Here is a 26,178-nt window from a genome sequence, read left to right as displayed (position 1 = left end):
TGAAGGCACCCCTTTAATACATATATTTCATAATTGTTTGTGCGATATGATCTACGTCTACCACATCATCAACAAGCTGCGTTTCTACTGCTGCTTTTGGCATACCATATACGATACACGTATCTGCCGATTCAGCAATCGCTCTTACATTACCTGATCTCTTCAATGCTTTTAAACCATTCGCACCGTCTTGCCCCATACCTGTCATAATGACTGCAATTTTATCCATATCATTACAGTTACTAACATCTTCAAACATCACATCTACTGATGGACGATGCCCAGACCTTGGTGGCTCCGTTTGATCTAGAACGATACCATAAGATGTTCCTATTTTTCGAAGCTTTAAATGGTAGCCTCCAGGCGCGATATATGCAACACCATCTTTTAAAACATCGCCTTGCTCTGCTTCTTTTACATGAATATTACTTAATTGATCTAAGCGATTTGCTAAAGATTTAGTAAAACCTGCTGGCATATGTTGCACAACTAAAATTGGCGCATTAACGTTAGCAGGAATTTTCGTAATCACTTCTTGCAATGCACGGGGTCCTCCTGTGGAAGTACCAATTAAAATAACTTTTTTAGACGCTTTGCTCCACTCTTTTTTATTTGGGGTAATCTGTGCTACTGGTTGCTGCTTTTTTATTTGTGGATTATTAAAAGACCTTTCCACTTTGAGTGGTTCTATTTTTCGCGTCATTTCTAACGGTCTTTTTAGTTTTGCAATAGAGATATTTGCAGCCGCCTCTACTTTCTGAACTAACTCCTCTTTAATTTTATGTAAATCAAGAGAAATAGTACCACTAGTTTTTGCAACAAAATCTACAGCACCATACTCCATCGCTGTTAGTGTATTTTCCGTACCTTGTTTCGTTGTGCTTGATAGCATAACTACTGGAACAGGACATGTACTCATAATTTCTTTTAATGCATCTAGCCCATTCATTTCGGGCATCTCTACATCCATCGTGACAACATTTGGTTGTAGTTGTTGTATTTTTTCAATCGCATCTTTTCCATTGCGTGCTGTTCCCACCACTTCAATATTTAAGTTACCATCAAAAAAGTCGCCAACTAACTTTCTCATAAAAGCTGAGTCATCTACGATAAGCAACTTTTTCTTACTTGAGAATCTCAACTAATCACGCCCTTTCGAAAAAATACTTCTTAGTTTAGTTAAAAAATTATTCGAATGTTTCGGTGCATGTATTTCATCGGTTGTTTCTTGTAAAAAACGTTGTACAATTTGTTGCATCGTTTTAGAAATTGGCGCATTTGGATACAAAATAGTAAATGGTACTTGCTCCCTTACGGCCTTCCTTACTACAGGGTCTTCTGGCAATGAACCAAGCGGTATTATTTCTTTGGACATAAATTTTTGCATGGCTCCATTTAGACGTCCTAACGTCTCTTGCCCTTCTTCTTTTGACATTACGCGATTACATAATAAATAAAATGTTTTTTCGCTGTCCTTTAGATGAATAAACTTCATCATCGAATAGGCGTCCATAATAGCTGTTGGCTCTGCTGTAGAAATAACGATAATTTCATCTATTGATGTTAATAAATCAAGTGACCAATTCGTTGCACCAGCACCCATATCGAATAATATATAATCAAATGATTGTTGAAGCTGTCTAAAGGCAGAAATAAGTGCCTCAAACATAGAATCAGACCATTCAACCAATGCAGACATACCTGAGCCACCAGAAATATAACGAACACCATTTGGTCCTTCAAACATCACTTGCTCAAGTGTCACATTACCTTGCAAGTAATCTTGTAAACTATATTCTGTCGTTTTACCAAAAAGAATATGAATGTTTCCCATACCAATATCCATATCTAAAATGACGACATTTTTCCCTTCTGTCGCTAATAGCGCGGCAAAATTCGTTGTAAAATTACTTTTTCCAACACCGCCTTTACCGCTTACTATCGCTAGTGATTTTCCTAAGGCACCTTGGCTTTCCAACATTTTCATTCGTAAAATTTCAGCTTGATCTCTCATTTAAATTCTCCTTGAAAGAACAACTTAAATAATTTTTCTAGACTTGGTTCTTCTATATCCTCTGGTACTTCTTGCCCATTTGTATAGTAAGCAAGTCCTTTCTTATATTTAATCATTAAATTGAACATTGTGCCAATAGAATTTGTTTCATCTAGCTTCGTAAAAATGAATTTTTCGACATGAATTTGGTTAAACTGCTTAATTATTGTATCTAAATCATGTTCTTTCGATGTTAATGACAACACTAAAAATGTTTGCACTTCATCACCGAAATCAATGAGGCGTTGTAAGTCTTCAATATATCTGGCCTCTTTATAGTTTCGTCCTGCTGTATCAATGAACACTAAATCTAAATGCGCAAACTTCTCAATTGCGGCTTTATAATCTTCAGAGCTGTAAACAATTTCAATTGGCACTTGCAATAAGCCAGCATAAGTTTTTAACTGTTCAATTGCTGCGATACGATATGTATCAGTCGTAATAAAACCGACCTTCTTTTTCTTTTCTAACACGGCTCTTGCTGCCATTTTAGCAATCGTTGTCGTTTTACCTACACCAGTAGGACCAAGTACATTAATATATTTTCGGTCATCCGACACGCCACCTATTGCAACTCCTCTTAACTGCTTTTCCAAAATACGCTCTGTTGCCACTTGTAAATCATTAAAATCAATTGTGTCAATGTTTTCTATATGAACAAAAAGCTCATCACTAATTTGTGTGATGAGCTCTTCATTCAGCTCCTGCTGTTTCAAATAATCGATTAAGCGCAAGAGTTCATCAGGGTATTTTGACTGAATGGATTGTCGATGTAAAGATTGCATAATTGATTTTAAATCTGCAATTTCTTTTTTTAATTCGCTTGTCATTGCAGACTCTTCTTCTATAGACGCTTTTTTTGAAGTTGTTTGCTCTACTTCTTTCACTACAGTTGGTGCTGCAGCTTGCATTATAGGCTTCAATGATTGCAAGTCTTGTAAAGGTGGAAAAGCGGGTCTTGCATCCACCTTATCAATACCTGCTACAACTTCAAAGCTCTTCTTTTTTACTAAGCCGAAAAACTTTTTATTCACTACGACTTTTGAATTTAAAATTACTGCATCATCACCTAATTCAGCACGAATTAGCTTCATTGCTTCTGCTATCGATGGCGCATTATATTTTTTCATCTTCATTCAACACTCACCACTCCAACACTTTGAATTTCCACAGCTGCATCAAGCTCATTGTAGCTTAAAATAGGTATTTGTGGGAAATAGCGTTCCGTTAATTGACGTAAATACATGCGCACTCCTGGTGAGCATAAAATTAACGGGGATTGTTCCATATAAGATACTCGCTCTACTTCCTTAGCAATCGTTTCAAGCACCAGCTGAGAATCATGTGGATCCATAGCTAAATAATTGCCATGGTCGGTTTGTTGAATACTGTCTGCAATTAACTTTTCAACTTTCGCTGAAACAGTAATTACTTTAAGTGCTGGTTGACCATTGACGTATTGCGTCGTAATTTGCCTTGCAAGTGCTTGCCTTACATATTCAGTTAAAACATCCGTATCACTTGTAAGCTTTGAATAATCCGCTAATGTTTCAAAAATAATTGGTAAATTTCGAATTGACACATTTTCGCGTAACAATTTACTAAGCACCTTTTGAATCTCTCCAATTGATAATGGAGTAGGTGTCAGCTCATCTACTAAAATAGCATGTGTTTCACGTAAATGATCAATTAATTGCTTCGTTTCCTGACGTCCAAGCAACTCGAAGGCATTTCCTCGAATCATTTCTGTTAAGTGCGTTGAAACAACACTTGGTGGGTCAACAACTGTATAACCAAGCATTTCTGCCTCTTCCTTCACCTGCTCTGTAATCCATTTTGCAGGTAAACCAAAGGATGGCTCAATTGTATCAATACCATCAATACTGTCATCATCGCCAGGACTCATCGCTAAATAATGATCTAATAAAAGCTCGCCACGAGCCATTTCATTGCCTTTAATTTTAATGCGATATTCATTTGGTTGTAATTGTATATTATCACGAATTCGCACAACAGGGATAACAATACCTAATTCTAATGCTAATTGGCGGCGAATCATTACAACGCGGTCTAATAAATCTCCCCCTTGTGCAGCATCAACAAGTGGTATTAAACCATATCCAAACTCAAACTCGATTGGATCAACACTTAATAAACTGACAACATTTTCAGGGCTTTTCATCGTATCAGTTGCCACTTCTTCCTCTAGTTCAAGCAACTCTTCAGGGCTTTCTTCTTTTTTATGATCCATTAACCAAGCGCCAATCGCTAAAGCACCAGAAATCGGAATCGTAATCCAGAATGGAATTGGCGTGAATAAGCCAAGTAAGAAGATTGTAGCACCTGCTACATAAAGTAATTTAGACTGTGCGAATAGCTGCTTTGTAATATCCTCACCTAAGTTACCATCTGATGCTGCACGTGTTACAACAATACCTGTTGCAGTCGAAATTAACAGTGCTGGAATTTGTGATACAAGACCATCACCAACAGTTAATATCGAGAATCTATTTGCAGCTTCACCAAAGCTTAAACCTAAGTTAAGAATCCCTATAATCATACCAAACAATAGGTTAATAAATACCATGATAATGGAGGCAATTGCATCCCCTTTTACGAATTTCGTGGCACCGTCCATCGCTCCGTAAAAGTCCGATTCTCCTGCAACTTTATCACGTCGTTCACGCGCTTCCTTTTCAGAAATAATACCGGCATTTAAATCTGCATCGATACTCATCTGCTTACCAGGCATCGCGTCTAATGTGAAACGTGCTGCTACCTCAGCTACACGCTCTGCCCCTTTTGTAATAACGATAAATTGAATAACAACTAACAACATGAAGATAACTAAACCAACTAAAACATTACCACCTGTTACGAAATTACCAAAAGTCTCAACAACATCACCAGCATCACCGTTCGCTAAAATCGCTCGTGTCGTAGAAACACTCAATCCTAAACGGAATAATGTCAGTAATAAAATAACGGATGGAAAAATGGAGAAATCCAAAGCTTCCTTCATATTCATAGCTGTTAACAGCACAAGTAGAGCCAGCGTAATATTAATAATAATTAGAAAGCTTAACAACCACGTAGGTAGAGGGATAATGAGCATCGCTACTACTAAAATAACCGCAGCTAAAACCCCTATATCGCGAATTTTCATTACTTTCCCTCCTGCATCGGTACTTAAATTTTGCGTTTAATACGGTACACATACGCTAAAATTTCTGCTACTGCTTTAAAAAACTCTTCCGGTACGGCATCACCAATTTCTACTTGGTCATACATCGCACGTGCTAATGGTCGATTTTCTACCATTATTACATCATGTTCTTTCGCAATGATTTTCATTTTTTGAGCAACAAAATCCGTTCCTTTTGCGATTACCCGCGGCGCATCCATACTATCCTCATCATATTTTAAAGCAATTGCATAGTGCGTCGGGTTTGTAATAACAACGTCAGCTGACGGTATTTCTTGCATCATACGTCGCATTGCCATTTCACGTTGGCGTTGCTTAATTTTTGATTTAATTAAAGGGTCACCCTCGCTATTTTTATATTCATCTTTAATATCTTGCTTCGACATTTTTAATTGCTTTTCATATTCAAATTTTTCATATAAATAATCAAGCAGTGCAATAAATACTAGCACCAAGGCAGCGGCAAGCCCCATAATGCCTGTTAAATAAGCGACTGTTCCTAAAGTTTCCCAAGGGCTTTTAAAAGCGAGAGATAGTACTTTATCTAAATTCATCCAAATAACAACAGTCGTTACAGCCCCAAGAAATGAAACTTTTAATAACGATTTAATTAAATTGATAATCGCCCTTACTGAAATTATTTTCTTTACCCCTTTTATAGGGTCCATCTTTTTTAAATCTAATTTTAATGTTTCTGTTGTAAATAAAAGCCCAAATTGAAAATAGTTAGCTCCAATACCTGCAACCATTGCAACTAGCATAATAGGCAAAACAAGCTTTGCCATTTCTTTTAAAGATTCAAAATACATCTCCATTGCTACATCAGCCGTCATTGTATTGATTAGCAAATTACGTTGAAATGCCTGATTTAAAAAGCCGATTAAACCTTTAAACATAGAAGGTGCGAAAACGAATAAAAAAATGAACATAATAAGTAATAAAGCAGCAGCTGTTACGTCCTGGCTTTTTAATACTTGTCCCTTTTTTCTCGCATCTTGACGTTTTTTAGGCGTCGCTCTCTCCGTTTTTTCGCCTGCGAAAAATTGGAGATCAAGCGTAATATACAATTTCACGTTAGCCACCACCTAAAACAACCATTAAATCTCGTAAGTGCACAATCATCATTTCAATCAATCTTTGCATAACGCCTACCATGACACCCATCGTAACAACTAGTACGATAAAGCCAACTGCAATTTTAATTGGAAAACCAACGACGAAAATATTTAGTTGAGGAACAGTTTTTCCTGTAATACCAAGTGCCACTGTTACTAAAAATAGTGTTGCAATTATTGGAGCTGACATTTGAAAGGCGATAGCAAATACAGCCACAAACATTTTTAAAATAAAATCCACAGTCGTCTCACTGCCGAAGTTTGGAAAAAATTGATTCATCGGCATAAATTGATAGCTATAAAAAATACCATCTAACAACAAATGATGTCCATTTATAGCAAGCATTGTTAAGAGAGCTAAGAAGTTAAAAAATTGCCCCATTAATGGACTTTGAGCACCTGTTTGTGGATCAATAATATTGGCCATTGCAAAGCCCATTTGGAAATCAATAAAACCACCAGCAATTTGGACTGCTGACATAATAATATAAGCTGTTAATCCAAGCATTAAGCCAATAATAGCTTCTTTTAAAACAAGTAATATGTAATTACCATCAAATGCAATTGCCTCGTTAGGGAAGGTATAATACATAATCAACGCTATCGCAAACGCTAGGGCAATTCTCATTTGAGGTGGTATTGTACGATATGAAAATAACGGGACTGATACAAAAAAGGCAGATACACGAACAAAAATCAGTAGCAAAACTGTTATTTTAGGAACTAATTCTGCCATCTCTTATCCTATGTAACGAACTAAATTATTTAAAATATCATGAAAATAATTCGTCATTTGTGAAATCATAAACGGACCAAAAAAGACTATTGCTACCAACACGGCGACAATTTTTGGTACGAATGCCAACGTCTGTTCTTGTATGGACGTTGTTGCTTGAAAAATACTAACTAATAATCCTGTCACTAGTGCGATAAGAAGTAGCGGTCCCGATGTCACAAGGACAACAAAAATTGCTCGCTCTGCAATCGAAATGACCATTTCATGTGTCATTATGTATCATCCCCTAAAAACTTTGAAGTAACGATTTCATCACTAAATACCAGCCATCCACTAATACAAATAGCAAAATTTTAAATGGTAATGAAATCATAACAGGCGGTAGCATCATCATCCCCATCGACATAAGTGTACTTGCTACGACCATATCGATTACTAAAAAGGGAATGAAAATCATAAAGCCCATTTGAAATGCTGTTTTTATTTCACTTAATGCATAAGCTGGTACTAACATCGTCAGTGGAATTTCTTCAACCGTTGTTGGCCGCTCTGCTTGATTGTATGAAATAAATAATTCTAAATCTTTCTGTCTCGTATGTTTAGCCATAAATTCCTTGAAAGGTACTGCAGCACGGTCATATGCCTCTTCAAGACCAATTTCCTCGTTAAAAAGTGGCTGTAACGCTTGGCTATTTACTTCTTGAAAGGTAGGTGCCATAACGAAAAACGTTAAAAATAATGCTAATCCTATAATCACTTGATTTGGGGGCATTTGCTGTGTTGCTAATGCTGTTCTAGTAAAAGACAAGACAATGACTATACGTGTGAAAGAAGTCATTAAAATTAAAATACTAGGTGCTAATGATAGTACGGTTAATAAAAGAAGTAGTTTGACTGACGTTGAGACATTTGCTGGATCAAAATCAGAGAATGTAGTAATTAATGACATCATTGCTTATCATGCTCCTTTTCTTTCCATTGCTCTAGTCTGTTACTACGTTCTTTTTTTATTTCTGATAATTTTTTATCAAATATATTGCCAAAGGTTTCTGCTTGTTGTTCCGTTTTTTGTTTTTGCTCCGATTTTTTCGTAAACAGTTCAACAATATGTGGTACTGTTGACATTGTTAGTTGTTTGTCTTCATAGTATCCTAAAATTTGCTCAATTTCCTCTTCATCTGAGAGTTCCTTTAATAGTTGAACATTCTCACCGACTCCTATCATATAAAGACGGTTGCCAACTTGAATAATTTGAACAGATTTTTGAGCACCAACCGAAAGTCCACCAATATTACGAACAACACTATTTTGTTGATATTTAATATTACGTTTATTTAAAAATCTTAGTACACCAATTAACAAAGCTAGAACTAGAATAAGTGCAAACAATACTTTAACATAACTCCATAAACCGAAAGAGTCAGATGCCGGTGTACTTTCGTTCAGAACGGCATCTGTTTCAGTATTAGTATCATTAGAAGATGGATTTTTTTTGAGATTATCAATAACATAACCATCTTGTGCCGCATATGCTTCAGTTGGTGAGAAAACGGTAATCAATACAAGCAGCACAACAAAAAAATACGCATGTAATGATTTGTTTTTTAGCATTCTTTTAACCTAAAGCTTTTTGAATAGCTTCAATTACACGGTCAGCCTGGAACGGCTTTACGATGAAATCTTTTGCACCAGCTTGAATTGCATCAATTACCATTGCTTGTTGCCCCATTGCTGAACACATAATAACAATAGCGTTTGGATCTGTTCCTTTAATTGCTTTTAGTGCAGCAATACCATCCATCTCAGGCATTGTAATATCCATCGTTACTAAGTCAGGACGTAATTCGTTATATTTTTCAACTGCTTGTGCACCATCAGCTGCTTCTCCAACTACCTCAAAGCCATTCTTCGTTAAAATATCTTTAATCATCATACGCATGAAAGCAGCATCATCAACAATTAAAATCTTTTTAGACATAATCAATTCCTCCAATTTAAACTATCGTAAGTTATTCAAGCGATCAGCTTGACTTAAAATATCTGTAATACGAACACCGAAATTCTCATCAATAACAACTACTTCACCCTTCGCAATTAAGCGACTATTAACTAAAATATCAACAGGCTCACCTGCTAACTTATCTAGTTCGATAATAGAACCACTTGAAAGCTCTAAAATTTCTTTTACTGAACGCTTTGTTCTTCCAAGCTCTACAGTCACTTGTAATGGGATATCTAACAGCATGTTTAAATTACGCGCCTCTTGTTGCGATAAATTTGCTTGTTCGAAACTTGCAAATTGCGCTGGTTGTACATTAACCGGTTGCTGCGGAGGCATTTGATATACAGGCTGTTGGTACATTGGCGGTTGTTGATATGCCGGTTGCTCGTACATAGGCTGCTGATACATCGGCTGTTGCTGTACAGGCGGTTGTTGCATTTGCTGTGTAGGCTGCTGTACTTGCTGTTGCGCCGCCTCAGAAACTGGCTGTGCTACAGTTTCTGTTGCCACCGATGATTCTTCATCAGTTTCCCCCATTAATGACTTTACTATTTTCTTACTAAAATTTAAAGGCAATAATTGCATAATATTCGAATCTATTAATTCACCAATACGCAATCTAAAGGAAACACGTACAAGTAAATCATCGTCAGGTATATTGTCTTTACCTTCATTTTGAGCAATATTCATTAAATCAATGGAAGGTGGTGAAATATCAACTTTCTGATTAAAGATTGTTGACATAGATGTCGCTGCTGAACCCATCATTTGATTCATTGCTTCTTGTACTGCACTTAACTGGATTTCGCCTAACTCAGGCTTCGGATTTAAGCCGTCCCCACCAAGCATTAAGTCTGCAATAATAGCTGCATCTGATTGTTTAATAACAAGTAAGTTTACACCTTTTAATCCAATTGTATATTCAACTTGAATTGCAACATATGGATGAGGGAATTCCTCATCTAATTTATTGCGATTAATCATCGAAATGCTAGGTGTTGTGATATCTACCTTTTGACCAAGCAATGCTGATAACGCAGTTGCTGAACTACCAAAAGAAATATTACCTATTTCACCTAATGCATCTTGCTCCATTGGACTCAGATGATCTTCGACTCTAATTTCATCTGATAGTGCTGTTGCAGCATCCTCTGATGTATCACTTCGATTTTCTAAAGTTTCACCTCTTAATAAGGCTTCAATCTCTTCTTGGGAGAGCATTTCATCACTCATCTGCGTCTCCTCCTTCCATAGGATCTATAACTTGAACAGCCATCTTTTTCCCTAGTTTACCAGGTTGTACAGTGAATTTCGGCACATTACCGACTCTCAGTGTAAGATGCTCATCAATTTTTTGTTCTAACGGTATTACATCCCCCAGTTGCATCGTTAAGAAATCTTCAACTGAAATAATTGTATTTCCTAGCTCTGCTACAACTGGTAATGTAGATTGCTTCACGCGATTTTGTAAAAAATCAGTTTGTTCAGGTGAGTTTTGTTTCGTATTAGCCTGCATCCAATAGCGTACCGATAAATTAGGAACTATCGGTTCAAGCACAACGTGAGGTAAACAAATATTAATCATCCCTGTTGTTTCACCAATTACTGTATTTAATGAAATAACAACAACTGTTTCATTTGGTGAAATCATTTGTAAAAATTGTGGATTTACTTCTAACTCAACAAGCATAGGATCAATTTCTACAACACTTTCCCATGCTTCACGCAAATTATCAAACGAGCGTTCAAATAAATTCGTCATAATTTTCGTTTCAATTTCTGTTAAGTTATCTACATTACTATGGCTTGAACCTGCGCCTCCCATCAAACGATCTAACATCGAATAGGCGATGTTTGGATTAATCTCCATTAAAATATTACCATCCAATGGCGGCACTTCAAACACATTTATTAATGTCATATTCGGTATTGAACGAACAAATTCTTCAAAAGGTATTTGGTCAACAGAAACAACTGTTATTTGAACATAAGTTCTTAATTGTGCTGAAAACGATGTTGTTAATAATCTAGCAAAGTTTTCATGTATTCGGGTCAAACTTCGGATTTGATCTTTTGAAAAACGAAGTGCGCGTTTAAAGTCATAAACTTTCACTTTTTTTGTTTCATCTTCTTTTTTCATATCATCCGCTGACATTTCTCCTGTTGATATCGCGGATAACAGCGCATCAATCTCAGATTGGGATAATACATCTCCTGCCATTTGCCCACCTCCATTTCAAAAGATGTTTCTCTAATTTTATTGTCCAGTAATGTAATTCGTTATATAAACTTCTTTAACTTCTCCGTCTTGCATCAATTCATTAATTTTAGATTTTAATGTACTTCTTAATGTTATTTTGCCTTGCTTACCTTCTATGTCCTTTAATTCCATATCCGAAAGTTCTTGAATAGCTATATTCTGTACTTGGAATAGGCGTTTTTCTAACTCAACAGCAGCATCTTTACTATCTGTTTGCACTTTTAACTGTACTACGATAAAGCGCTTATCGGATAAATTGGTTTTAATTTCAGGTACATCCACTGATGCTTCTACAATCTCATCAATTGTAGGCTCTGTATTTTGTGCCCCTTTATTTGCCTGTACATAAACTACAAACAATATTGCCCCTACTAAAATAATCGCTACTAAAATAATAATCATAATTGTTAACAACTTATTATTCTTCATTCTCTTCACCTCGTAGATGCGGATTAGATAATATTTGTATATGTTGATAAAAGGCTTTCACCTTTTGGCGCACCTGCTCTTCTTTTTCTAAAACGAGTAATTTACTACCAGTTGTTAATGTAATCGTTGTATCTGGGAAAGATTCAACGGTCTCTATGTATAAAGCATTTAAGGTAAATGTTTTGCCATTAAGGCGCGTAAGTTCAATCATTGAATTAGGGCCGGACAAACGAAGTGCCGGCCCGACCCTCCCTTGCAATGAATTTAATTAATTATCGTTTTAAGTTAACAAGCTCTTGCAAAATTTCATCTGATGTCGTGATAATACGTGTGTTCGCTTGGAAACCTCGTTGTGCTACGATCATTTCTGTAAACTCTTCAGATAAGTCCACGTTCGACATTTCTAAAGCACCCGACACTGTTTTACCAATACCGAAGCTAGAGCCAGCTCCAAATTGTGTTTCACCTGAGTTAGCTGATACTTGGAAGTAGTTATTTCCAACCTTTGTTAAACCTTCTGCGTTAGGGAATTTTGCCATCATTATCTGTCCAGCAAATGTTAAAAGGCCCTCAGAGCTTACATATGTTACTGTACCATCTGCACCAATTGATATTTCCTGGGCATCTGTCGGAATTAAAATACGACCGCCTTCAATATCTTCGGTTTGCAGAGCTTCTTCATTCCATTTTAACTCAGAAATATCATCAACTGCGTCATCACCTTGTAATCGAGAATGACCAATAATTGCTCCATCAGGACTTGTTATATTTTCTGTATATTGATCTAAGTCTACATCACCATCTTGTCGCCAACCAATTAAATAATCACCATTACTATTTACAAGGAAGCCTTCTCTATCCATATAAAAGTTACCTGCACGCGTATAGGCTGTTTCTGTAAAGCCATCTACTAAAGCCTCGTCAACATCGTCCCCTGCCAATTTACCTACTACGAAGAATCCTTCACCTTCCATCGCAATATCAAGCACGCGATTTGTAGTTTGGCGAGAGCCTGTACCATGGATTGTATCGATTGTAGCAAGTGTAGAGCCTAAACCTACTTGCTTTGCGTTGATACCCCCAGCCCCCATGGTAGGACCTGATGCACCAGCTTGTGTTTGTGACATTAAATCCTTGAAAATAACGCGACCTTTTTTAAAGCCATGTGTATTAACATTTGCAATGTTATTACCAATAACATCTAATTTCGTTTGGAAGTTTTTTAGTCCTGAAATACCCGAATACATAGAACGTAACATATTGTTTTGTTCTCCCTTCGTTTTATCAATTTCATTTGTCTGATTACAATGCTACGTCAGTCAGTCGGTAGCATCCGTAGGCCCCCTAAAGGTCCAGCCTATAATATAATTGTGCCATCAATATTTGTGAAAATTTGCGCTTTCGCTTCTACACGATCCATCGCCGTAATAACCGTCGCATTTTTGGAATTCACAATAAGTGCTGCTTGTTCCATTATTACTAACGGCTGCTGTACACCTTTTTCCTGCGCCTCAAATACGATATCGGCTACATGTTGCCACTCCGCATCAGAAATCGTAATATCACGCTCCTGCAAACGCTCTGTTGCATGCTTGCTAATTTTTAATTGTTGCGTGTCTACTGCGGACTGTAAATGATCTTTAAAATTCGCAGTCGCTTGCTTAGTTTGCTTTGGTGGCTGTAACGGTGGATGATACGGAATACGTTGAATAGTATTCATCTGTTTCATATTCACACCACCTTATTCTCCATCAACAGGCTTATTCGCATCATTAGTTTGCTCTGAAGGTTTATTGGGCTCTGTTGATTCATCTACTATGTTGAATTGTTCCTTCGTTAAACGTGCACCGTCATTTAAAATATAAATAATGGAACCGTTTTTCATCGTAATCGCTTCAATAATCGCTTCGATATTTTGTCCATCTACCTCATAGCGAACACTTTGACCGATTAATTTACTCGCTTCAGCAAATGGGTTTCCAACATTCCCTGTTGAAGAACCATTTCCAGCAATTGATGAAATATTCCCTGCTGAGATTGTCTTGCCATCATCTAGTACAAATTGTGGCTGACCATCAACAAACTTTAATTCAACAACCGTTCCGACTCCCTCAACTGCAATAGGCTTACCTTGTGCATCTAATTCTTCTGTTAACTCATGCCATTTTACCTCTTTACCAATAAAAGTAGTATAGGACATTAATTGTGTTTGTTGCTGTGATTCTACCAACACCTCTATTGCTTTAGTCATATTTTGCATTTGCTCCAGAGATGAAAATTGTGCCATTTGAGCTATAAACTCTCGGTCGTTCATTGGGTTTGTAGGATCTTGATTTTGAAGCTGGGTAATTAGTAGTTGTAAAAAGGCATCTTTTCCAAGTGCACTATTTCCTGTTTCTCGTACAGGTGGCTTATAGTTTGAATGAAATAAATCCTCTGTAACTTTATTTGTAGTTGTCATATTTTACACCTCCTCATTTAAAAATTCACTAAATGATTTTTTATCATCATCTTCTTCATCAGTCTGTGCTTCTTGCTCTTCATTTTGCTGCTTGAAAAAGTTGTTAAAGAAGCTTTGGTCACGCATATTGCGCTCAGCATCCTGTAAAGCTTGCGATACGTCAATACGCTCCATCTGAATGTTCTGTGCTACGAATGCTGTTTTTAATTGCTGTAAATTAGAATCCAACAATTCTTTCCCAGCGGCTGTAGTTGCGAGTAATCGCGCTGTTAACATACCATCTTTTTGCATAATTTCAATACGAATAGAGCCTAAATTTTCCGGATAAAGCTTTAACATTAATCTCATAGTACCTTGGGTATTTGATAGTTGACTACGATTAATTAAATTTTGTATTTCTTTTATTAAGGCTTCAGATTGTGCTGGGCGTTCAGCTGGTAACGTTAATGTTACTGTTTTAACCACTGTTGGCGTTGGCTGCGATGTTACTGGTGCTTGCTGTGAAGCATCTGTTTCTTGCTTCATTACTTGCTGAAACACAGCTTGCTTAGGTGCTTGTTGTTGCGCTTGAGTTGTTTGTTGCAACTGTGCTGCAATTTGCTTGAACGCTTCTTTCACCTGTGTTAACTGCCATTCTTGGTTGTAAACTGTATCTGTTTTAGCCCCAATAACTTCAGCTAACTTTAACATAGATAGCACTTTCTCAGCTTCCAGCGGTGTTACTTGATGCTCTCCTTGCAATGCGCTCATAATTTGCGCTAATAAGTTTGGCGCTTGTTCAAGTAAAGACCAAATATCCTCAATTTGCACTTCCTGCCCAAGCAACTGCTCGACAAATGCCACTAAATCTTCTTTGTCAATGTCTAGAGCTGCTGCTAAATCATCTAGATTCATCATATTTTCAACAGCTACAGCATCCCCGTCCACCTCAATAAATAATAATGCTTCATCATGTGGAATGTTTAGTATCTCTAACACAGATTCAAGTGAATCCGCAGAAATAAGCTGCTCAGCTGCATCTGTTTCTGTTGTAGTAGTCGATTTCATAGACGGTTGATTCGTTGCTGCTAAAATTTCGTTAAATACAGAACCAAATTTTTCGCTGCTAGGCTTGCCGCTAGTAGTCGCTGGTGCCTGCTTAGGCGCTGCCACTTTCGGTGATAATTGTTGAACCATTGCGATATCCATTTTTTCACCTCCTCTCGCATTATTGTTGTGCTAGTAACTCCGTAAAACGCGCTGCATCTGCTGGGGGCATTTTTGCAAAAATAGCCGATAGGGTGTCTGGCTTCAAATTCGACATAATGCGAAGTGCTAGCTCAGCATCCTTCATTTCTATTAAAATTGGTGCTGCTACTTTGGCAGGCATTTTTTCATAAGCAGATAAAATCTCTTGGAAGTCTTTTTTCACATCTTCCTGCTCTCGCTTCAATTTCTCTATTTCGAAATTTAAACGCTCTTGCTCAGTTAACAACTCATTGTTTTTTTCACTTGAAGCTTTAATTTCAGATTGCAATTTATCAATCTGCGCTTCTTTTTCTTGTAACTCTGCTTGCAGTGTTACAATTTTTTGCTCTGTTATTGAAGTATTTTCAATTACTTCCTCTTTTTTCGTGTCAAGGAATGGAATTTTTTCTTTCATACTATCTGCAAATTGGAAAACATTCGTATTCGTGAAATATGCCACGATTAATACAATCGTAACCGTAAATAACAATGGGATAATAAACAGCATAAAGAATTTTTGAAAAAACCCCGGTTTCTTGTCATCACGTTCTTCTTCATTTATGCTTTCAATCTGTTTTTTCGCCATGACATCACCTGATTTCTCTCTTGTTATACGCAAGCGATGATAGTTCATCTAATTGCTTTGCTTCGATACGATTTTGCTCTTCTTTAAAAGCATCGAAATCTTTTTCACGCATCTTCTCAAACTTACGTACTTCTAAATTTTTTTCCAATAACTTTTGCTCATGCCAATTCATTTTTGAACGGGCTTGTACAACTTTTTGTTGAACATCCGCAATTGTCTTTTCCATACTGTCAATAAAATTAGCATAATGGCTAATTTCATCAATTGAAGCACCAATTGTTAGACGATCTTGCTGAAAGGTGATTAGATCTTCCTTTTTCTTTAATAAGTCATAAAGTCTCGTTGCAATTTCTTCAAAGACACGTACAGATTCTTTATAAGCAATTTCAAATTCATTTTTTTCTTGCTCACGCACAACTAATATTTTTTCGAATCGATATGTGTATTGCATTATGACGATACACCACCATTTGCTAAAGTAATTAATTCATTTACAGCTTGTTCTATTGACACATAATCTTTATAACCTTGCTTCAAAAAGGCTGTAATAAGTGATTCATATTGGATAGCTTCATCGATTTCACGCGATGTCCCTCGCTTATATGCACCGATGTTAATTAAATCCTCCGATTTTGCATACGTATAATACAATTCTCGTAAACGTTCTGCTGCCTTCACATGCTCTGGGTCTGCGATATGGTTCATAAGTCGACTAACGCTTTTTAAAACATTAATGGCTGGATATTGACCTTTATTTGCTAAAGTACGATCTAAAACGATATGTCCATCTAAAATACCGCGTACAGTATCTGCAATTGGCTCATTCATATCATCTCCATCTACTAGTACAGTATAAAAAGCTGTGATAGAGCCTTTTAAATTTGTTCCTGTACGTTCTAATAAAGAAGGTAAAATAGCAAAAACGGAAGGTGTATAGCCTCGTGTTGCGGGAGGCTCTCCAACTGCTAAACCTACTTCACGCTGCGCCATTGCAACACGCGTTACTGAATCCATCATCAACATAACGTTCATACCACGGTCTCGGAAATATTCTGCTATTGCTGTCGCTGTAAATGCGGCTTTAATACGCATTAATGCAGGCTGGTCACTTGTTGCTGCAACAACAATTGAACGACTAAGTCCTTCCGGTCCCAAATCTCGCTCTATAAATTCTCGAACTTCACGCCCACGCTCACCGACTAATGCAATTACGTTTAAATCTGCCTTTGTATTACGAGCAATCATACCAAGCAATGTACTTTTTCCGACACCTGAACCCGCGAAAATCCCTACACGCTGACCAGTACCAATTGTCAGCATACCATCAATGGCTTTTACACCGACTTCCATACGCTCACTAATAGGTGGGCGTGTCATCGGGTTAGGAGGCTGGCGCTCAGTTTGCACTGAGACAAGCCCTTTCGGTAATGTGTAGCCATCATATGGATTGCCCATCGAGTCTAATATTTTACCAATGAGCTCAGGACCGACTTTTACTTCTAATGGCTTACCTGTTCCTTCAACAAGGCAGCCAATTGAAATTTCACGCAATGAGGAAAATGGCATCAAAACTACAATTTCATCTCTGAAACCTACTACTTCAGCTAATATTGTTTGCTGACCATGCTGTACCGTTTGGACATGTATTTTACATACATCTCCTATCGAGCTTTCTGGACCTCGCGACTCAATCATTAAGCCTACTACTCTCGTTACTCGTCCAAATTTCTTGAATGTATTGAGATTTGGTATATGTTCAATTAATTGAGCCGTCTTCATCCATATCAGTCCTTGCTTGTTAAAATTTCATTCAGCTTCAAACGTAGCTCGTTTAGCTGTTCATCAATCGATACGACAATACGCCCATGATTCGTTTCAATGTAGCTTTCTGTATTTTCTAAATCCTCATTTACAAAAAACAATAAAGGCACATCTGGTGGAAACATTTCGGCTAATTCATCACGATTTTTCGTTATTAGCTGATAATATGCTGGTGCTACGTATACTTTTATTTCTTTCATTTCTCGCGCTTCTTTCAAGCCGCGCTTGACGATTTCAGTAAATATTTCACTATCTCGCTCCAGCGCTACACCAATAATACGTTCTGCTGCTGTTAAGGCTAGTTCTAGCACAACAAATTCTTGATCGTCGATATATTTTTTCGCATTTTGCTGTGCTTGGGTCATCGTATCATTGGCAATTTGCAACGATTGCTCCATGGCCGCATTAGCTTTTTGAATACCTTCCTCATAGCCAGCAGCAAAACCTTCTTCATGAGCCTGTTGCTCTAACAAAAGCTTCTCTTCCTGCCAAATTTGCTTCAATTGTTCAATTGCTAGCAATTGTTCATCGCGATACTGTTCTAGCTGTTGACGCTCCATCTCAATTTGTTGACGCGCCTCAGTTAAATACATTTCACGTTCTGCATGGATGTCTTCTAATGTCAGATTCTCAAGCTCGTCAGTTTGATTATTTGCTTGAAAAACTATTGGTTGAAAAAAGTCTTTAATTTCAATTTTAACGCCTTGCTCTGCTTCAGTTGACTGTGCTTGTATAGAGCGAATAATTCTAGACAATGACGTCATCTCCTCCACCACGAGCTATAATAATTTCTCCTGCATCTTCTAAGCGTCTAATAACAGCTACGATGCGCGATTGTGCGTCCTCTACATCTCTTAAACGGACAGGTCCCATAATTTCCATTTCTTCTTTAAACGTATCTGCCATACGTTGTGACATATTGCGGAAAATAATATCTTTTACTTCATCTGAAGAAACCTTCAATGATAATAGTAAGTCTTCATTTTCACAGTCGCGAATAACTCGTTGAATTGAACGGTTATCAAGCGTAACAATGTCTTCGAATACAAACATGCGCTTCTTGATTTCCTCTGCCAATTCTGGGTCTTGAATTTCGAGTGCATCCAAAATTGTTTTCTCAGTTTGACGATCTACCCCACTAAGCACTTCAACAACAGCATCCACGCCACCCGTTTCTGTGTAATCTTGCGTCACAGTAGAGGATAGTTTACGCTCTAAGACAGACTCAATTTCGCTAATTACTTCTGGCGATGTTGAATCCATTACTGCAATACGCTTCGCAATATCTGCCTGAACTTCTTGTGGCAATGACGATAAAATTACACCCGCCTGCCCTGGCTCTAAATAAGATAAAATCAGGGCAATTGTTTGTGGATGTTCATTTTGGATAAAGTTAAATATTTGAGCAGGATCTGCTTTGCGTGCAAAATCAAACGGCCTTACTTGTAATGACGATGTTAAACGATTTAAAATCGCTTGCGCTTGGTCACTCCCCAATGCTTTTTCCAGTACCGTTTTGGCATAGCCAATACCACCTTGCGTAATATAATCTTGCGCTAATGCGATATTATGGAATTCTTCAATAATCTCTTCTTTAACATTTGATTCCACTTTTTTAACACTTGAAATCTCTAATGTCAGGCGCTCAATTTCCTCTTCGCTTAAATGTTTATATACCGAAGCTGACACTTCTGGTCCTAGTGAAATTAATAATAGGGCAGCTTTTTGCTTTCCTGTTAATTCCTTATCTTTCTTAGACATAGCCGACCCCCTAGTCAATTACGCCTCGGCGTAATTGTGCCCAGATTTTTCGAGCTTGCTCGAAAAGCTCCTTTTCAAAAATCTGTGACATCCGCCAAAGGCTATATTTTGATTCAGTGGGTTTTTGGATACCCACTGAATTACATGCTACTTATATATTCATCTCACGATCTATTAAGATAGATATCTACTGAATCAAAATTAATCTTCAGCAATCCAGCTACGCAACAATTTAGCAAAATCATCAGGCTTATCTTTCGCCATTTTTTCTAATTGCTTACGGCGTACTGTAGCTTCTGTTTCTTTTTCATCTGCAATATCGTCAACAATGATTTTTTCTTGCTGCTCTTCAATTGCCGATAATTCCTCTTCTTCTCTACGTTTACGTGAACGTAAAATAAAGAATACTAGCAGTGCAATCGCAACTACTAACACACCACCAATTACCCAAACCCACCAAGGTATTTTGGATGTTGTAGTATCCACTGCAACATCTTTCCCTAAGAATGGCTGCACAGATACAACAATTTTGTCAGCAATATCTTCATCAGACAAGTTACCAGCTGCATCTTTATCTATCGATGTGCGGATAATTGTCGATAAAATTTGCTCAATATCTGCGCGTACTTCATCAGATAATGATGCTAGGTCCTCCGGGTTTGGCGGCTCTACTGCTACTTGAATTCCAATATCGCGGATTTTATAAGGGCTTTCTTGGATTTCACGACGAATGCGATTAACATCATTGTTGATTGTTTCTTCCATTCGCTCATAATCGCCATTCCCAGCAGCCCCCTCTACATAGTCAGTGAAATTATCTGTCACTTGCCCCGCTTCTGGTGTGCCTGTAGCATTTGCTCCTGTACCTGTATACGTTTCTGTAATACGTTGGGCACTAATCGCAATACCTGATATATTTTCTGTATCAACAGGCTCTACTAAATTTTCTTGACGATTTTCCTGCTTGAAGTCGATGTCTGTTGTAACAGAAACAAGAACTTTATCTTGTCCCATTAATCCACCGAGCATATTTTGGACTTGACGCTGTAAGTCACGTTCAACAGTTTTTTTCAATTGCATTTGTCCAACAGGAGTAGCTACAGAACTGTTTCCAGATGTTGCAGCATCTAAATCGTAATATTCCATATATTGATTTGAAATTTCAATGTTTTCTAACGGTAAATTTGGAACACTTTTTGCTACTAAACTATATAATGTTCGAATTTGAACATCTGTAAATTGTTGTCCAGGTGCCGTGTTTAACATAACCGCTGCCGTAGCTTCTCCTTGACCATCTTGTAAAAAGACGCCTGACTTTGGCATAGTAATATTTACAACAGCACCGTTGACACCTTCAACTTGCTTTAATAAATTCACAATAGCTGTTTGCCTTGCTTCATTGCTTAAAACCTCAAATTCATTATCTGTCATCCCAAATCCTGCATTCTCAGCAAAAAAAGACGTATCAATCCCGCCTGATTGTGGAAAACCTTGATTTGCTAATGATACTTTTAACGAGTCTGCTTGCTTCGCCGGCACTAAAATGTTAGTGCCTCCTGGTGTGATTTCATATGTAACGCCTTCATTATCTAAAACATCTTTAATTTTTCCAACTTCAGCTTGTGATAAACCCGTATACATTGGTACCATTTCTGTTCGTGTTGAAAAATATGTAAGTACACTTGCAAACGCAATTATTGCTACAAGTGCACCAAGCATTGCGCCCTTTTGTTTTTTTGTACGACTGGACCAAAAATTGGTCGAGTCGGTTTTTATTTTTGTCAGTCGTTCATTCATTATGGATCCTCCGGTAATAGTGAATGCTGTAATCAATTACGCCTCTGCCAATCCTTGTCCAGATTTCTTTTGAGTAAAGATAAAACTACCTTTCATAATCTACGACATTCGCAGAGGCTTTATCTTGATTCAACGAGGCTTTAAATACCTGTTAAATTAAATAAAAAATGCGCTATTCTCGTAGCCATAGAAGTTGGAACCTTTTGCACCTCACACTTCGTTTTCAGTGCAAAATAACCTTTCTCCTGCGGCTACTAGTCGCAGGAAAGATTTCTTCCTGCGAGTACTCGTCGCAGTTAAATATTGCCGAATCAAGGTAAATTCGCTTCTCTGTAACCGTACATTATACACTCATTCGCATAATTTCTTGGTAGGCCTCAACCGCTTTATTACGAATTTCTAGCGTTGCATTTAACGTAATACTTGCCTTTTGTGCAGCAATCATTACTTCATGTAGGTCCACATTGCCACCATTGATTAATTTATTTGTCATTGTGTCTGATTGAATCTGTTGTGCGTTCACTTTTGCAATGGCTTCTTTTAATGTCGCAGCAAAATTTTGTTGCGCCTCATAAGGTGTTGCTGTAAGTTTATTTGGCTCCTGTACAACTTGTGTTGGTGTAAGCATCGATATAGAGCTAATCGCCATATTTCGTCACCTTTCCTTCCGATATGTTATTTACCGATTTCTAAAGCCTTTGTCAGCATCGATTTATTAGCATTAAATACTGTTACATTTGCTTCATAAGAGCGTGTTGCAGAGATTAAGTCAACCATTTCTTTTAGCGGATCTACATTAGACATTCTCACATAACCATTTTCATCTGCATCAATATGTGTCGGATCATAGACAAGCTTAAATGGTGTTTCATTATCTTCTTTAATTCGCGATACTTTTACACCATTTCCTACACCTTGTTTCTCCGTTTTCCCCATTGCAACATTAAGAAAATTCGAAAACTGTCCTTCTTTTGCAGTTAAAGTAACTGTTTTACGACGATATGGCTCCCATTCCCCATTCACTTGTTTTGCACGCGTTGTGTCGATGTTTGCCATATTTGAGGAAATAACGTCCATGCGCAAGCGTTGCGCTGTCAGGGCCGAGGCAGTTGTATTCATACTATGAAAAATTGTCATTTTTATTTCCCACCTTTAATTACTGTGTTTAACGTATTCAATTTCCCGTTTACGCGATCAATAAGTGCATTGTAATAGATTGTATTTTCAGCAAGTTTTGCTTGTTCTGCATCCATATTTACACCATTTCCATTATGACGAGCACGTAAGTTTGCATAATTAAATACACCTGACTCAAATTGCTTAAATTTAAAATCGTAATGACGAACATCATTTTTATTTGCGGCAATTGTCGATTGTTTTGCATCTGCTAGCATACTTTTAAAGTTTACATCTTTCGCCTTATAATTTGGCGTATCGACATTCGCTATGTTGTTGGCAATTGTTTTATGTTTTAAAGTCGCATATGAAAGTCCATTTTCTAGATTGCGAATTGTTCCACTGAATAAGTTCAAGTCACTCACCTCTTTTATGTATGTAGGGTATTCGTCACATTTCGATAATAGATTTTATTAGTTTAATTGTAATTAAGTTAATCCATAGTGTCTATTGTCTTTTATCGTTTTTAGATAGTCTATAAGAACTATTTTGTTCCATTTTTTTCTCCTTCTTGTCAAAGTGTTGTAATGGAATTTTTTTGAAATTGATATTTTATTATTAAGATTCAATAAATATTATCAAAAACTTCGTTATGTATTGTCAAACTTGCTAAAAAAACTAAACCAAAAAACCCATTTTTTACACCAGACTGTTAGGACTATGTAAAAAAAGGCCTTGTGACGAATCAACAAGACCTTTTTCCATTTATTTCATTTTTATTTCAGCTAACGCTACTAAGAATTTATCATTAAGTACTTTAATATACGTACCTTTCATCCCAAGAGAACGAGACTCAATTACTCCTGCAGACTCTAATTTACGCAATGCATTTACAATAACTGAACGAGTGATACCTACACGATCAGCAATTTTTGAAGCTACAAGTAACCCTTCATGGCCATCTAATTCCTCGAAGATATGCTCAATTGCTTCAAGTTCAGAGTATGATAATGAATTAATTGCCATTTGCACAACTGCTTTCGAGCGAGCTTCTTCTTCAATTACCTCTGCTTTTTCACGTAAAATTTCCATACCAACTACAGTTGCACCATACTCAGCTAAAATTAAATCATCATCGCTAAATTCGTCGTTAATACGAGCAAGGATTAATGTACCTAAACGCTCACCACCGCCAATGATCGGCACAATTGTCGTTAACCCAGATGCAAATAAATCTTTATTCTCAACTGGGAATGCAGTATGTTCATTGTTAACATCTAAGTTTGGAGATGTTTCTGTAATGTTAAATAAGTTTTGTGTATATTCCTCAGGGAATTGACGTTCTGCAAACATTTTCTTAATGCGATCATTTTCGATTTGTTGATGGATTGATAAACCTAAAAGTTTCCCTTTACGGCTAACGATGAAGACGTTAGAGTCGATAATATCGCCTAGTGTATCCGCCATTTCTTTAAAATTTACCGGCTTACCCGCAGAAGCTTGAAGCATTGCATTAATTTTTCTTGTTTTTGATAATAAGTTCATTTTATATAGTCCTCCTAAGGCTATTTCTATATTTACGTAATATTCTAAAGGTTTTTATATTTTATAGCAATTATCTATTATTTTAAATATTGTAAAGGTCTACACATTTGTGAAAAATATTTTGCTATCTACAAAATAAATTGTGATAAATCTTTATTTTTCACGATGTTTCCTAATTTTTGCTCAACGTATGCAGGTGTAATTTCAATGTGTGCTGGTGCGATTTCAGAAGCCTCAAAGGATAATTCCTCTAACAAGCGCTCTAAAATCGTATGCAGACGTCTCGCTCCAATATTATCTGTTTCTTGATTGACTTCAGTTGCAATTTCAGCTATATGGTCAATTGCGTCTTCTGAAAACTCAATCGTTACATTTTCTGTTTCCAAAAGTGCTTTATATTGCAAAATAAGCGATTGATCAGGCTCTTGCAAAATACGTACAAAATCAGCCTTCGTCAGCTTTTCTAGCTCCACTCTAATCGGGAAACGACCTTGCAATTCCGGAATTAAATCGCTCGGCTTTGACATATGGAAGGCACCGGCTGCTATGAATAATATATAATCCGTTTTTACAGGACCGTATTTTGTTGTCACAGTGGAACCTTCGACGATTGGTAAAATATCACGCTGCACCCCTTCACGTGAAACATTCGCGGAAGAACTACTATCCTTACTCGCAATTTTATCAATTTCATCGATGAAAATAATTCCTGTCTGCTCAGCACGGTGTATTGCTTCTGATGTCAATTCATCCGTATCAATCAATTTATTTGCCTCTTCTAACGCTAAAATGCGACGTGCATCCTTTACTTGCACTTTTCGTTTCTTTGTTTTCTTAGGCATTAAATTTGCTAGCATATCTTGCATGCCACTCATTTGCATTTCCATACCAGGCATATCGATTAACGGCGCCGCTTGTTCAGTCACTTCGATTGTTACCCACTGGCTTTCAAGTTTACCCTCTGCTAAATCAGTGGCGATTTGGCTGCGACGAGAGCGTATCTCTGCTTCTTCTGTTGGATTTTCCTGCTCAGCCTGTTCTTGCTTTTGCCCAAAAATCATTTCCCACGGGTTTTGCTGCATTTTTGCTTTTACTTTTGATGGTGCAAGCAGCTTAACAATTGCTTGATTTGCTAATTTTTCAGCCTCATCTTGTACTGTAGCAAGCATTTCCTCTTTTACAAGACGCAATGAAGCTTCAACTAAATCGCGTACCATCGATTCAACATCGCGACCAACATAGCCTACTTCCGTAAACTTTGTTGCCTCTACTTTAATAAATGGCGCTTTCGTTAATTTAGCAATGCGTCTTGCTATTTCAGTTTTACCAACACCAGTTGGACCAATCATTAAAATATTTTTTGGAATAATTTCATTTTTCATTTCATCGTTCAATAAAGAGCGACGATAACGGTTACGCAACGCAATGGCAACTGCCCGCTTTGCTTCATTTTGCCCAACAATGTGACGATTTAAATGCTCTGTAATTTGTCTTGGCGTTAAATTAGTCGTCATTATAGCGCCTCCACGATAATATTATGGTTTGTAAATACGCAAATATCGGCTGCTGTCGTTAAAGCCGCCTCTGCTATTTGCTGTGCCGTTAAATGTTCACCCGCGTGCATCTTTAAAGCACGCCCTGCAGATAATGCATAGTTTCCACCTGAGCCAATTGCTAAAATGCCATCATCTGGCTCGATTACTTCACCTGTTCCAGAAACAAGAAGTAAAGTTGATTTATCCATCACAAGTAGCATTGCCTCTAATTGACGAAGCATTTTATCACCACGCCATTGTTTTGCTACTTCTACAGCAGCACGTTGTAAATTGCCGTTATATTCGTTTAACTTCCCTTCAAACATCTCAAACAAAGTAAAGGCGTCTGCCACTGAACCAGCAAAGCCAGCTAGTACTTTACCATTAAACAGACGTCTGACCTTTCTTGCTGTATGTTTCATCACAACAGCATTCCCTAGTGTCACTTGACCGTCTCCAGCCATCGCACAACCGCCATTGTGATGAATAGCAAAAATCGTTGTAGCATGTATTTGCCCCATTTTGATTC

30 protein-coding genes are annotated in these 26,178 nt (G+C 37.3%); all 30 read right to left on the bottom strand.

What is annotated here, in order from left to right; all coding sequences use genetic code 11:
* Nucleotides 1-13: 13 nt before the first annotated feature.
* Nucleotides 14-1,090 carry a protein-glutamate methylesterase/protein-glutamine glutaminase gene (locus tag TY13_RS04015; protein ID WP_042472414.1) on the bottom strand — a complete coding sequence of 359 codons (1,077 nt, stop codon included), beginning with the start codon at nucleotides 1,088-1,090 and terminating at the stop codon, nucleotides 14-16.
* Nucleotides 1,091-1,141: 51 nt separating this feature from the next.
* Complete coding sequence (locus TY13_RS04010; protein WP_042471948.1) at nucleotides 1,142-2,014, bottom strand: MinD/ParA family protein; 873 nt, start codon at nucleotides 2,012-2,014, stop codon at nucleotides 1,142-1,144.
* The gene (flhF, locus tag TY13_RS04005) at nucleotides 2,011-3,189 is read right to left on the bottom strand and encodes a flagellar biosynthesis protein FlhF (RefSeq protein WP_042471945.1); all 1,179 of its coding nucleotides are present in this window, start codon (nucleotides 3,187-3,189) and stop codon (nucleotides 2,011-2,013) included. The genes TY13_RS04010 and flhF overlap by 4 nt, the downstream gene beginning before the upstream one ends.
* The gene (gene flhA, locus TY13_RS04000; protein WP_042471942.1) at nucleotides 3,186-5,219 is read right to left on the bottom strand and encodes a flagellar biosynthesis protein FlhA; all 2,034 of its coding nucleotides are present in this window, start codon (nucleotides 5,217-5,219) and stop codon (nucleotides 3,186-3,188) included. The genes flhF and flhA overlap by 4 nt, the downstream gene beginning before the upstream one ends.
* Before the next feature lie 23 nt (nucleotides 5,220-5,242).
* Nucleotides 5,243-6,331 (bottom strand): flagellar biosynthesis protein FlhB, encoded by a 1,089-nt coding sequence (flhB, locus tag TY13_RS03995; RefSeq protein ID WP_042471941.1) that lies wholly within the window; start codon nucleotides 6,329-6,331, stop codon nucleotides 5,243-5,245.
* Between the two features lies 1 nt (nucleotide 6,332).
* Nucleotides 6,333-7,109, bottom strand: coding sequence for a flagellar biosynthetic protein FliR (gene fliR / locus TY13_RS03990; protein ID WP_042471939.1), 777 nt, complete (start codon nucleotides 7,107-7,109; stop codon nucleotides 6,333-6,335).
* A 3-nt stretch (nucleotides 7,110-7,112) separates the two neighbouring features.
* Nucleotides 7,113-7,382, bottom strand: coding sequence for a flagellar biosynthesis protein FliQ (gene fliQ, locus TY13_RS03985; RefSeq protein WP_042471938.1), 270 nt, complete (start codon nucleotides 7,380-7,382; stop codon nucleotides 7,113-7,115).
* A gap of 13 nt (nucleotides 7,383-7,395) precedes the next feature.
* On the bottom strand, nucleotides 7,396-8,061 hold the full coding sequence (fliP, locus tag TY13_RS03980) for a flagellar type III secretion system pore protein FliP (protein WP_042471936.1): 666 nt from the start codon (nucleotides 8,059-8,061) through the stop codon (nucleotides 7,396-7,398).
* A complete protein-coding gene (locus TY13_RS03975) occupies nucleotides 8,058-8,720 on the bottom strand; it encodes a flagellar biosynthetic protein FliO (RefSeq protein ID WP_052344212.1) in 663 nt (220 codons plus the stop codon). Before TY13_RS03975 ends, fliP begins: the two co-directional genes overlap by 4 nt.
* A 4-nt stretch (nucleotides 8,721-8,724) precedes the next feature.
* Nucleotides 8,725-9,087, bottom strand: a complete 363-nt coding sequence (locus tag TY13_RS03970) for a response regulator (RefSeq protein ID WP_042471935.1) — start codon at nucleotides 9,085-9,087, stop codon at nucleotides 8,725-8,727.
* A gap of 21 nt (nucleotides 9,088-9,108) precedes the next feature.
* Nucleotides 9,109-10,344 carry a flagellar motor switch phosphatase FliY gene (gene fliY, locus TY13_RS03965; RefSeq protein ID WP_042471933.1) on the bottom strand — a complete coding sequence of 412 codons (1,236 nt, stop codon included), beginning with the start codon at nucleotides 10,342-10,344 and terminating at the stop codon, nucleotides 9,109-9,111.
* On the bottom strand, nucleotides 10,337-11,332 hold the full coding sequence (gene fliM, locus TY13_RS03960; protein ID WP_042471931.1) for a flagellar motor switch protein FliM: 996 nt from the start codon (nucleotides 11,330-11,332) through the stop codon (nucleotides 10,337-10,339). The genes fliY and fliM overlap by 8 nt, the downstream gene beginning before the upstream one ends.
* 36 nt (nucleotides 11,333-11,368) lie before the next feature.
* Nucleotides 11,369-11,800: a flagellar basal body-associated protein FliL gene (fliL, locus tag TY13_RS03955; RefSeq protein WP_042471930.1), complete on the bottom strand. Its 432-nt coding sequence runs from the start codon at nucleotides 11,798-11,800 to the stop codon at nucleotides 11,369-11,371.
* Nucleotides 11,790-12,011: a flagellar FlbD family protein gene (locus TY13_RS03950; RefSeq protein WP_042472409.1), complete on the bottom strand. Its 222-nt coding sequence runs from the start codon at nucleotides 12,009-12,011 to the stop codon at nucleotides 11,790-11,792. Before TY13_RS03950 ends, fliL begins: the two co-directional genes overlap by 11 nt.
* Nucleotides 12,012-12,072: 61 nt before the next feature.
* Nucleotides 12,073-13,059, bottom strand: coding sequence for a flagellar hook-basal body complex protein (locus tag TY13_RS03945; RefSeq protein ID WP_042471928.1), 987 nt, complete (start codon nucleotides 13,057-13,059; stop codon nucleotides 12,073-12,075).
* A gap of 98 nt (nucleotides 13,060-13,157) precedes the next feature.
* Nucleotides 13,158-13,520, bottom strand: coding sequence for a TIGR02530 family flagellar biosynthesis protein (locus TY13_RS03940; RefSeq protein WP_195891660.1), 363 nt, complete (start codon nucleotides 13,518-13,520; stop codon nucleotides 13,158-13,160).
* A gap of 21 nt (nucleotides 13,521-13,541) precedes the next feature.
* Nucleotides 13,542-14,261 carry a flagellar hook assembly protein FlgD gene (gene flgD, locus TY13_RS03935; protein ID WP_042471925.1) on the bottom strand — a complete coding sequence of 240 codons (720 nt, stop codon included), beginning with the start codon at nucleotides 14,259-14,261 and terminating at the stop codon, nucleotides 13,542-13,544.
* A gap of 3 nt (nucleotides 14,262-14,264) precedes the next feature.
* Complete coding sequence (locus TY13_RS03930; RefSeq protein ID WP_042471922.1) at nucleotides 14,265-15,449, bottom strand: flagellar hook-length control protein FliK; 1,185 nt, start codon at nucleotides 15,447-15,449, stop codon at nucleotides 14,265-14,267.
* Between the two features lie 19 nt (nucleotides 15,450-15,468).
* A complete protein-coding gene (locus tag TY13_RS03925; RefSeq protein ID WP_042471921.1) occupies nucleotides 15,469-16,074 on the bottom strand; it encodes a MotE family protein in 606 nt (201 codons plus the stop codon).
* Nucleotides 16,075-16,078: 4 nt separating this feature from the next.
* Entirely contained in the window at nucleotides 16,079-16,528 is a 450-nt protein-coding gene (gene fliJ, locus TY13_RS03920; protein ID WP_195891659.1) for a flagellar export protein FliJ, read from the bottom strand.
* Nucleotides 16,525-17,853, bottom strand: coding sequence for a flagellar protein export ATPase FliI (gene fliI, locus TY13_RS03915; protein WP_042471918.1), 1,329 nt, complete (start codon nucleotides 17,851-17,853; stop codon nucleotides 16,525-16,527). Before fliI ends, fliJ begins: the two co-directional genes overlap by 4 nt.
* A 5-nt stretch (nucleotides 17,854-17,858) precedes the next feature.
* A complete protein-coding gene (gene fliH / locus TY13_RS03910) occupies nucleotides 17,859-18,659 on the bottom strand; it encodes a flagellar assembly protein FliH (protein ID WP_326582855.1) in 801 nt (266 codons plus the stop codon).
* Nucleotides 18,643-19,656 (bottom strand): flagellar motor switch protein FliG, encoded by a 1,014-nt coding sequence (gene fliG, locus TY13_RS03905; RefSeq protein ID WP_042471914.1) that lies wholly within the window; start codon nucleotides 19,654-19,656, stop codon nucleotides 18,643-18,645. The genes fliH and fliG overlap by 17 nt, the downstream gene beginning before the upstream one ends.
* A 201-nt stretch (nucleotides 19,657-19,857) precedes the next feature.
* Entirely contained in the window at nucleotides 19,858-21,453 is a 1,596-nt protein-coding gene (gene fliF / locus TY13_RS03900) for a flagellar basal-body MS-ring/collar protein FliF (protein WP_042471912.1), read from the bottom strand.
* A 343-nt stretch (nucleotides 21,454-21,796) separates the two neighbouring features.
* A complete protein-coding gene (gene fliE / locus TY13_RS03895) occupies nucleotides 21,797-22,102 on the bottom strand; it encodes a flagellar hook-basal body complex protein FliE (RefSeq protein ID WP_042471910.1) in 306 nt (101 codons plus the stop codon).
* Nucleotides 22,103-22,128: 26 nt separating this feature from the next.
* On the bottom strand, nucleotides 22,129-22,590 hold the full coding sequence (gene flgC / locus TY13_RS03890) for a flagellar basal body rod protein FlgC (RefSeq protein ID WP_042471908.1): 462 nt from the start codon (nucleotides 22,588-22,590) through the stop codon (nucleotides 22,129-22,131).
* Nucleotides 22,591-22,592: 2 nt separating this feature from the next.
* Nucleotides 22,593-22,985 (bottom strand): flagellar basal body rod protein FlgB, encoded by a 393-nt coding sequence (flgB, locus tag TY13_RS03885; RefSeq protein WP_042471907.1) that lies wholly within the window; start codon nucleotides 22,983-22,985, stop codon nucleotides 22,593-22,595.
* A 349-nt stretch (nucleotides 22,986-23,334) separates the two neighbouring features.
* Entirely contained in the window at nucleotides 23,335-24,114 is a 780-nt protein-coding gene (codY, locus tag TY13_RS03880; protein ID WP_042471906.1) for a GTP-sensing pleiotropic transcriptional regulator CodY, read from the bottom strand.
* Nucleotides 24,115-24,242: 128 nt separating this feature from the next.
* The gene (gene hslU / locus TY13_RS03875) at nucleotides 24,243-25,631 is read right to left on the bottom strand and encodes an ATP-dependent protease ATPase subunit HslU (protein WP_154661504.1); all 1,389 of its coding nucleotides are present in this window, start codon (nucleotides 25,629-25,631) and stop codon (nucleotides 24,243-24,245) included.
* Nucleotides 25,628-26,170: an ATP-dependent protease subunit HslV gene (hslV, locus tag TY13_RS03870; protein WP_042471902.1), complete on the bottom strand. Its 543-nt coding sequence runs from the start codon at nucleotides 26,168-26,170 to the stop codon at nucleotides 25,628-25,630. The genes hslU and hslV overlap by 4 nt, the downstream gene beginning before the upstream one ends.
* Nucleotides 26,171-26,178: the final 8 nt, after the last annotated feature.

Origin of the sequence: Bacillus ndiopicus (assembly GCF_000612805.1) — a bacterium.
Classification (GTDB): domain Bacteria; phylum Bacillota; class Bacilli; order Bacillales_A; family Planococcaceae; genus Metasolibacillus; species Metasolibacillus ndiopicus.
The sequence above is the reverse complement of the archived record's forward strand: the minus strand, read 5'-3'. Positions and strand labels throughout refer to the sequence as shown.

Excerpts from the sequence above, each read along its gene's own strand:
- fliR (WP_042471939.1), bottom strand. The coding sequence starts at position 7,109 with ATGGCAGAATTAGTTCCTAAAATAACAGTTTTGCTACTGATTTTTGTT.
- flgC (WP_042471908.1), bottom strand. The coding sequence starts at position 22,590 with ATGACAATTTTTCATAGTATGAATACAACTGCCTCGGCCCTGACAGCG.
- TY13_RS03925 (WP_042471921.1), bottom strand. The coding sequence starts at position 16,074 with ATGGCGAAAAAACAGATTGAAAGCATAAATGAAGAAGAACGTGATGAC.
- fliG (WP_042471914.1), bottom strand. The coding sequence starts at position 19,656 with ATGTCTAAGAAAGATAAGGAATTAACAGGAAAGCAAAAAGCTGCCCTA.
- fliH (WP_326582855.1), bottom strand. The coding sequence starts at position 18,659 with ATGACGTCATTGTCTAGAATTATTCGCTCTATACAAGCACAGTCAACT.
- codY (WP_042471906.1), bottom strand. The coding sequence starts at position 24,114 with ATGAACTTATTATCAAAAACAAGAAAAATTAATGCAATGCTTCAAGCT.
- fliM (WP_042471931.1), bottom strand. The coding sequence starts at position 11,332 with ATGGCAGGAGATGTATTATCCCAATCTGAGATTGATGCGCTGTTATCC.
- fliE (WP_042471910.1), bottom strand. The coding sequence starts at position 22,102 with ATGGCGATTAGCTCTATATCGATGCTTACACCAACACAAGTTGTACAG.
- TY13_RS03930 (WP_042471922.1), bottom strand. The coding sequence starts at position 15,449 with ATGGATATCGCAATGGTTCAACAATTATCACCGAAAGTGGCAGCGCCT.
- fliI (WP_042471918.1), bottom strand. The coding sequence starts at position 17,853 with ATGAAGACGGCTCAATTAATTGAACATATACCAAATCTCAATACATTC.
- TY13_RS04015 (WP_042472414.1), bottom strand. The coding sequence starts at position 1,090 with ATGAGAAAGTTAGTTGGCGACTTTTTTGATGGTAACTTAAATATTGAA.
- flgD (WP_042471925.1), bottom strand. The coding sequence starts at position 14,261 with ATGACAACTACAAATAAAGTTACAGAGGATTTATTTCATTCAAACTAT.
- fliQ (WP_042471938.1), bottom strand. The coding sequence starts at position 7,382 with ATGACACATGAAATGGTCATTTCGATTGCAGAGCGAGCAATTTTTGTT.
- flhA (WP_042471942.1), bottom strand. The coding sequence starts at position 5,219 with ATGAAAATTCGCGATATAGGGGTTTTAGCTGCGGTTATTTTAGTAGTA.
- hslV (WP_042471902.1), bottom strand. The coding sequence starts at position 26,170 with ATGGGGCAAATACATGCTACAACGATTTTTGCTATTCATCACAATGGC.
- TY13_RS03945 (WP_042471928.1), bottom strand. The coding sequence starts at position 13,059 with ATGTTACGTTCTATGTATTCGGGTATTTCAGGACTAAAAAACTTCCAA.
- fliL (WP_042471930.1), bottom strand. The coding sequence starts at position 11,800 with ATGAAGAATAATAAGTTGTTAACAATTATGATTATTATTTTAGTAGCG.
- flhF (WP_042471945.1), bottom strand. The coding sequence starts at position 3,189 with ATGAAGATGAAAAAATATAATGCGCCATCGATAGCAGAAGCAATGAAG.
- fliP (WP_042471936.1), bottom strand. The coding sequence starts at position 8,061 with ATGATGTCATTAATTACTACATTCTCTGATTTTGATCCAGCAAATGTC.
- TY13_RS03975 (WP_052344212.1), bottom strand. The coding sequence starts at position 8,720 with ATGCTAAAAAACAAATCATTACATGCGTATTTTTTTGTTGTGCTGCTT.
- fliY (WP_042471933.1), bottom strand. The coding sequence starts at position 10,344 with ATGAGTGATGAAATGCTCTCCCAAGAAGAGATTGAAGCCTTATTAAGA.
- TY13_RS03950 (WP_042472409.1), bottom strand. The coding sequence starts at position 12,011 with ATGATTGAACTTACGCGCCTTAATGGCAAAACATTTACCTTAAATGCT.
- TY13_RS03970 (WP_042471935.1), bottom strand. The coding sequence starts at position 9,087 with ATGTCTAAAAAGATTTTAATTGTTGATGATGCTGCTTTCATGCGTATG.
- TY13_RS03940 (WP_195891660.1), bottom strand. The coding sequence starts at position 13,520 with ATGAATACTATTCAACGTATTCCGTATCATCCACCGTTACAGCCACCA.
- fliF (WP_042471912.1), bottom strand. The coding sequence starts at position 21,453 with ATGAATGAACGACTGACAAAAATAAAAACCGACTCGACCAATTTTTGG.
- TY13_RS04010 (WP_042471948.1), bottom strand. The coding sequence starts at position 2,014 with ATGAGAGATCAAGCTGAAATTTTACGAATGAAAATGTTGGAAAGCCAA.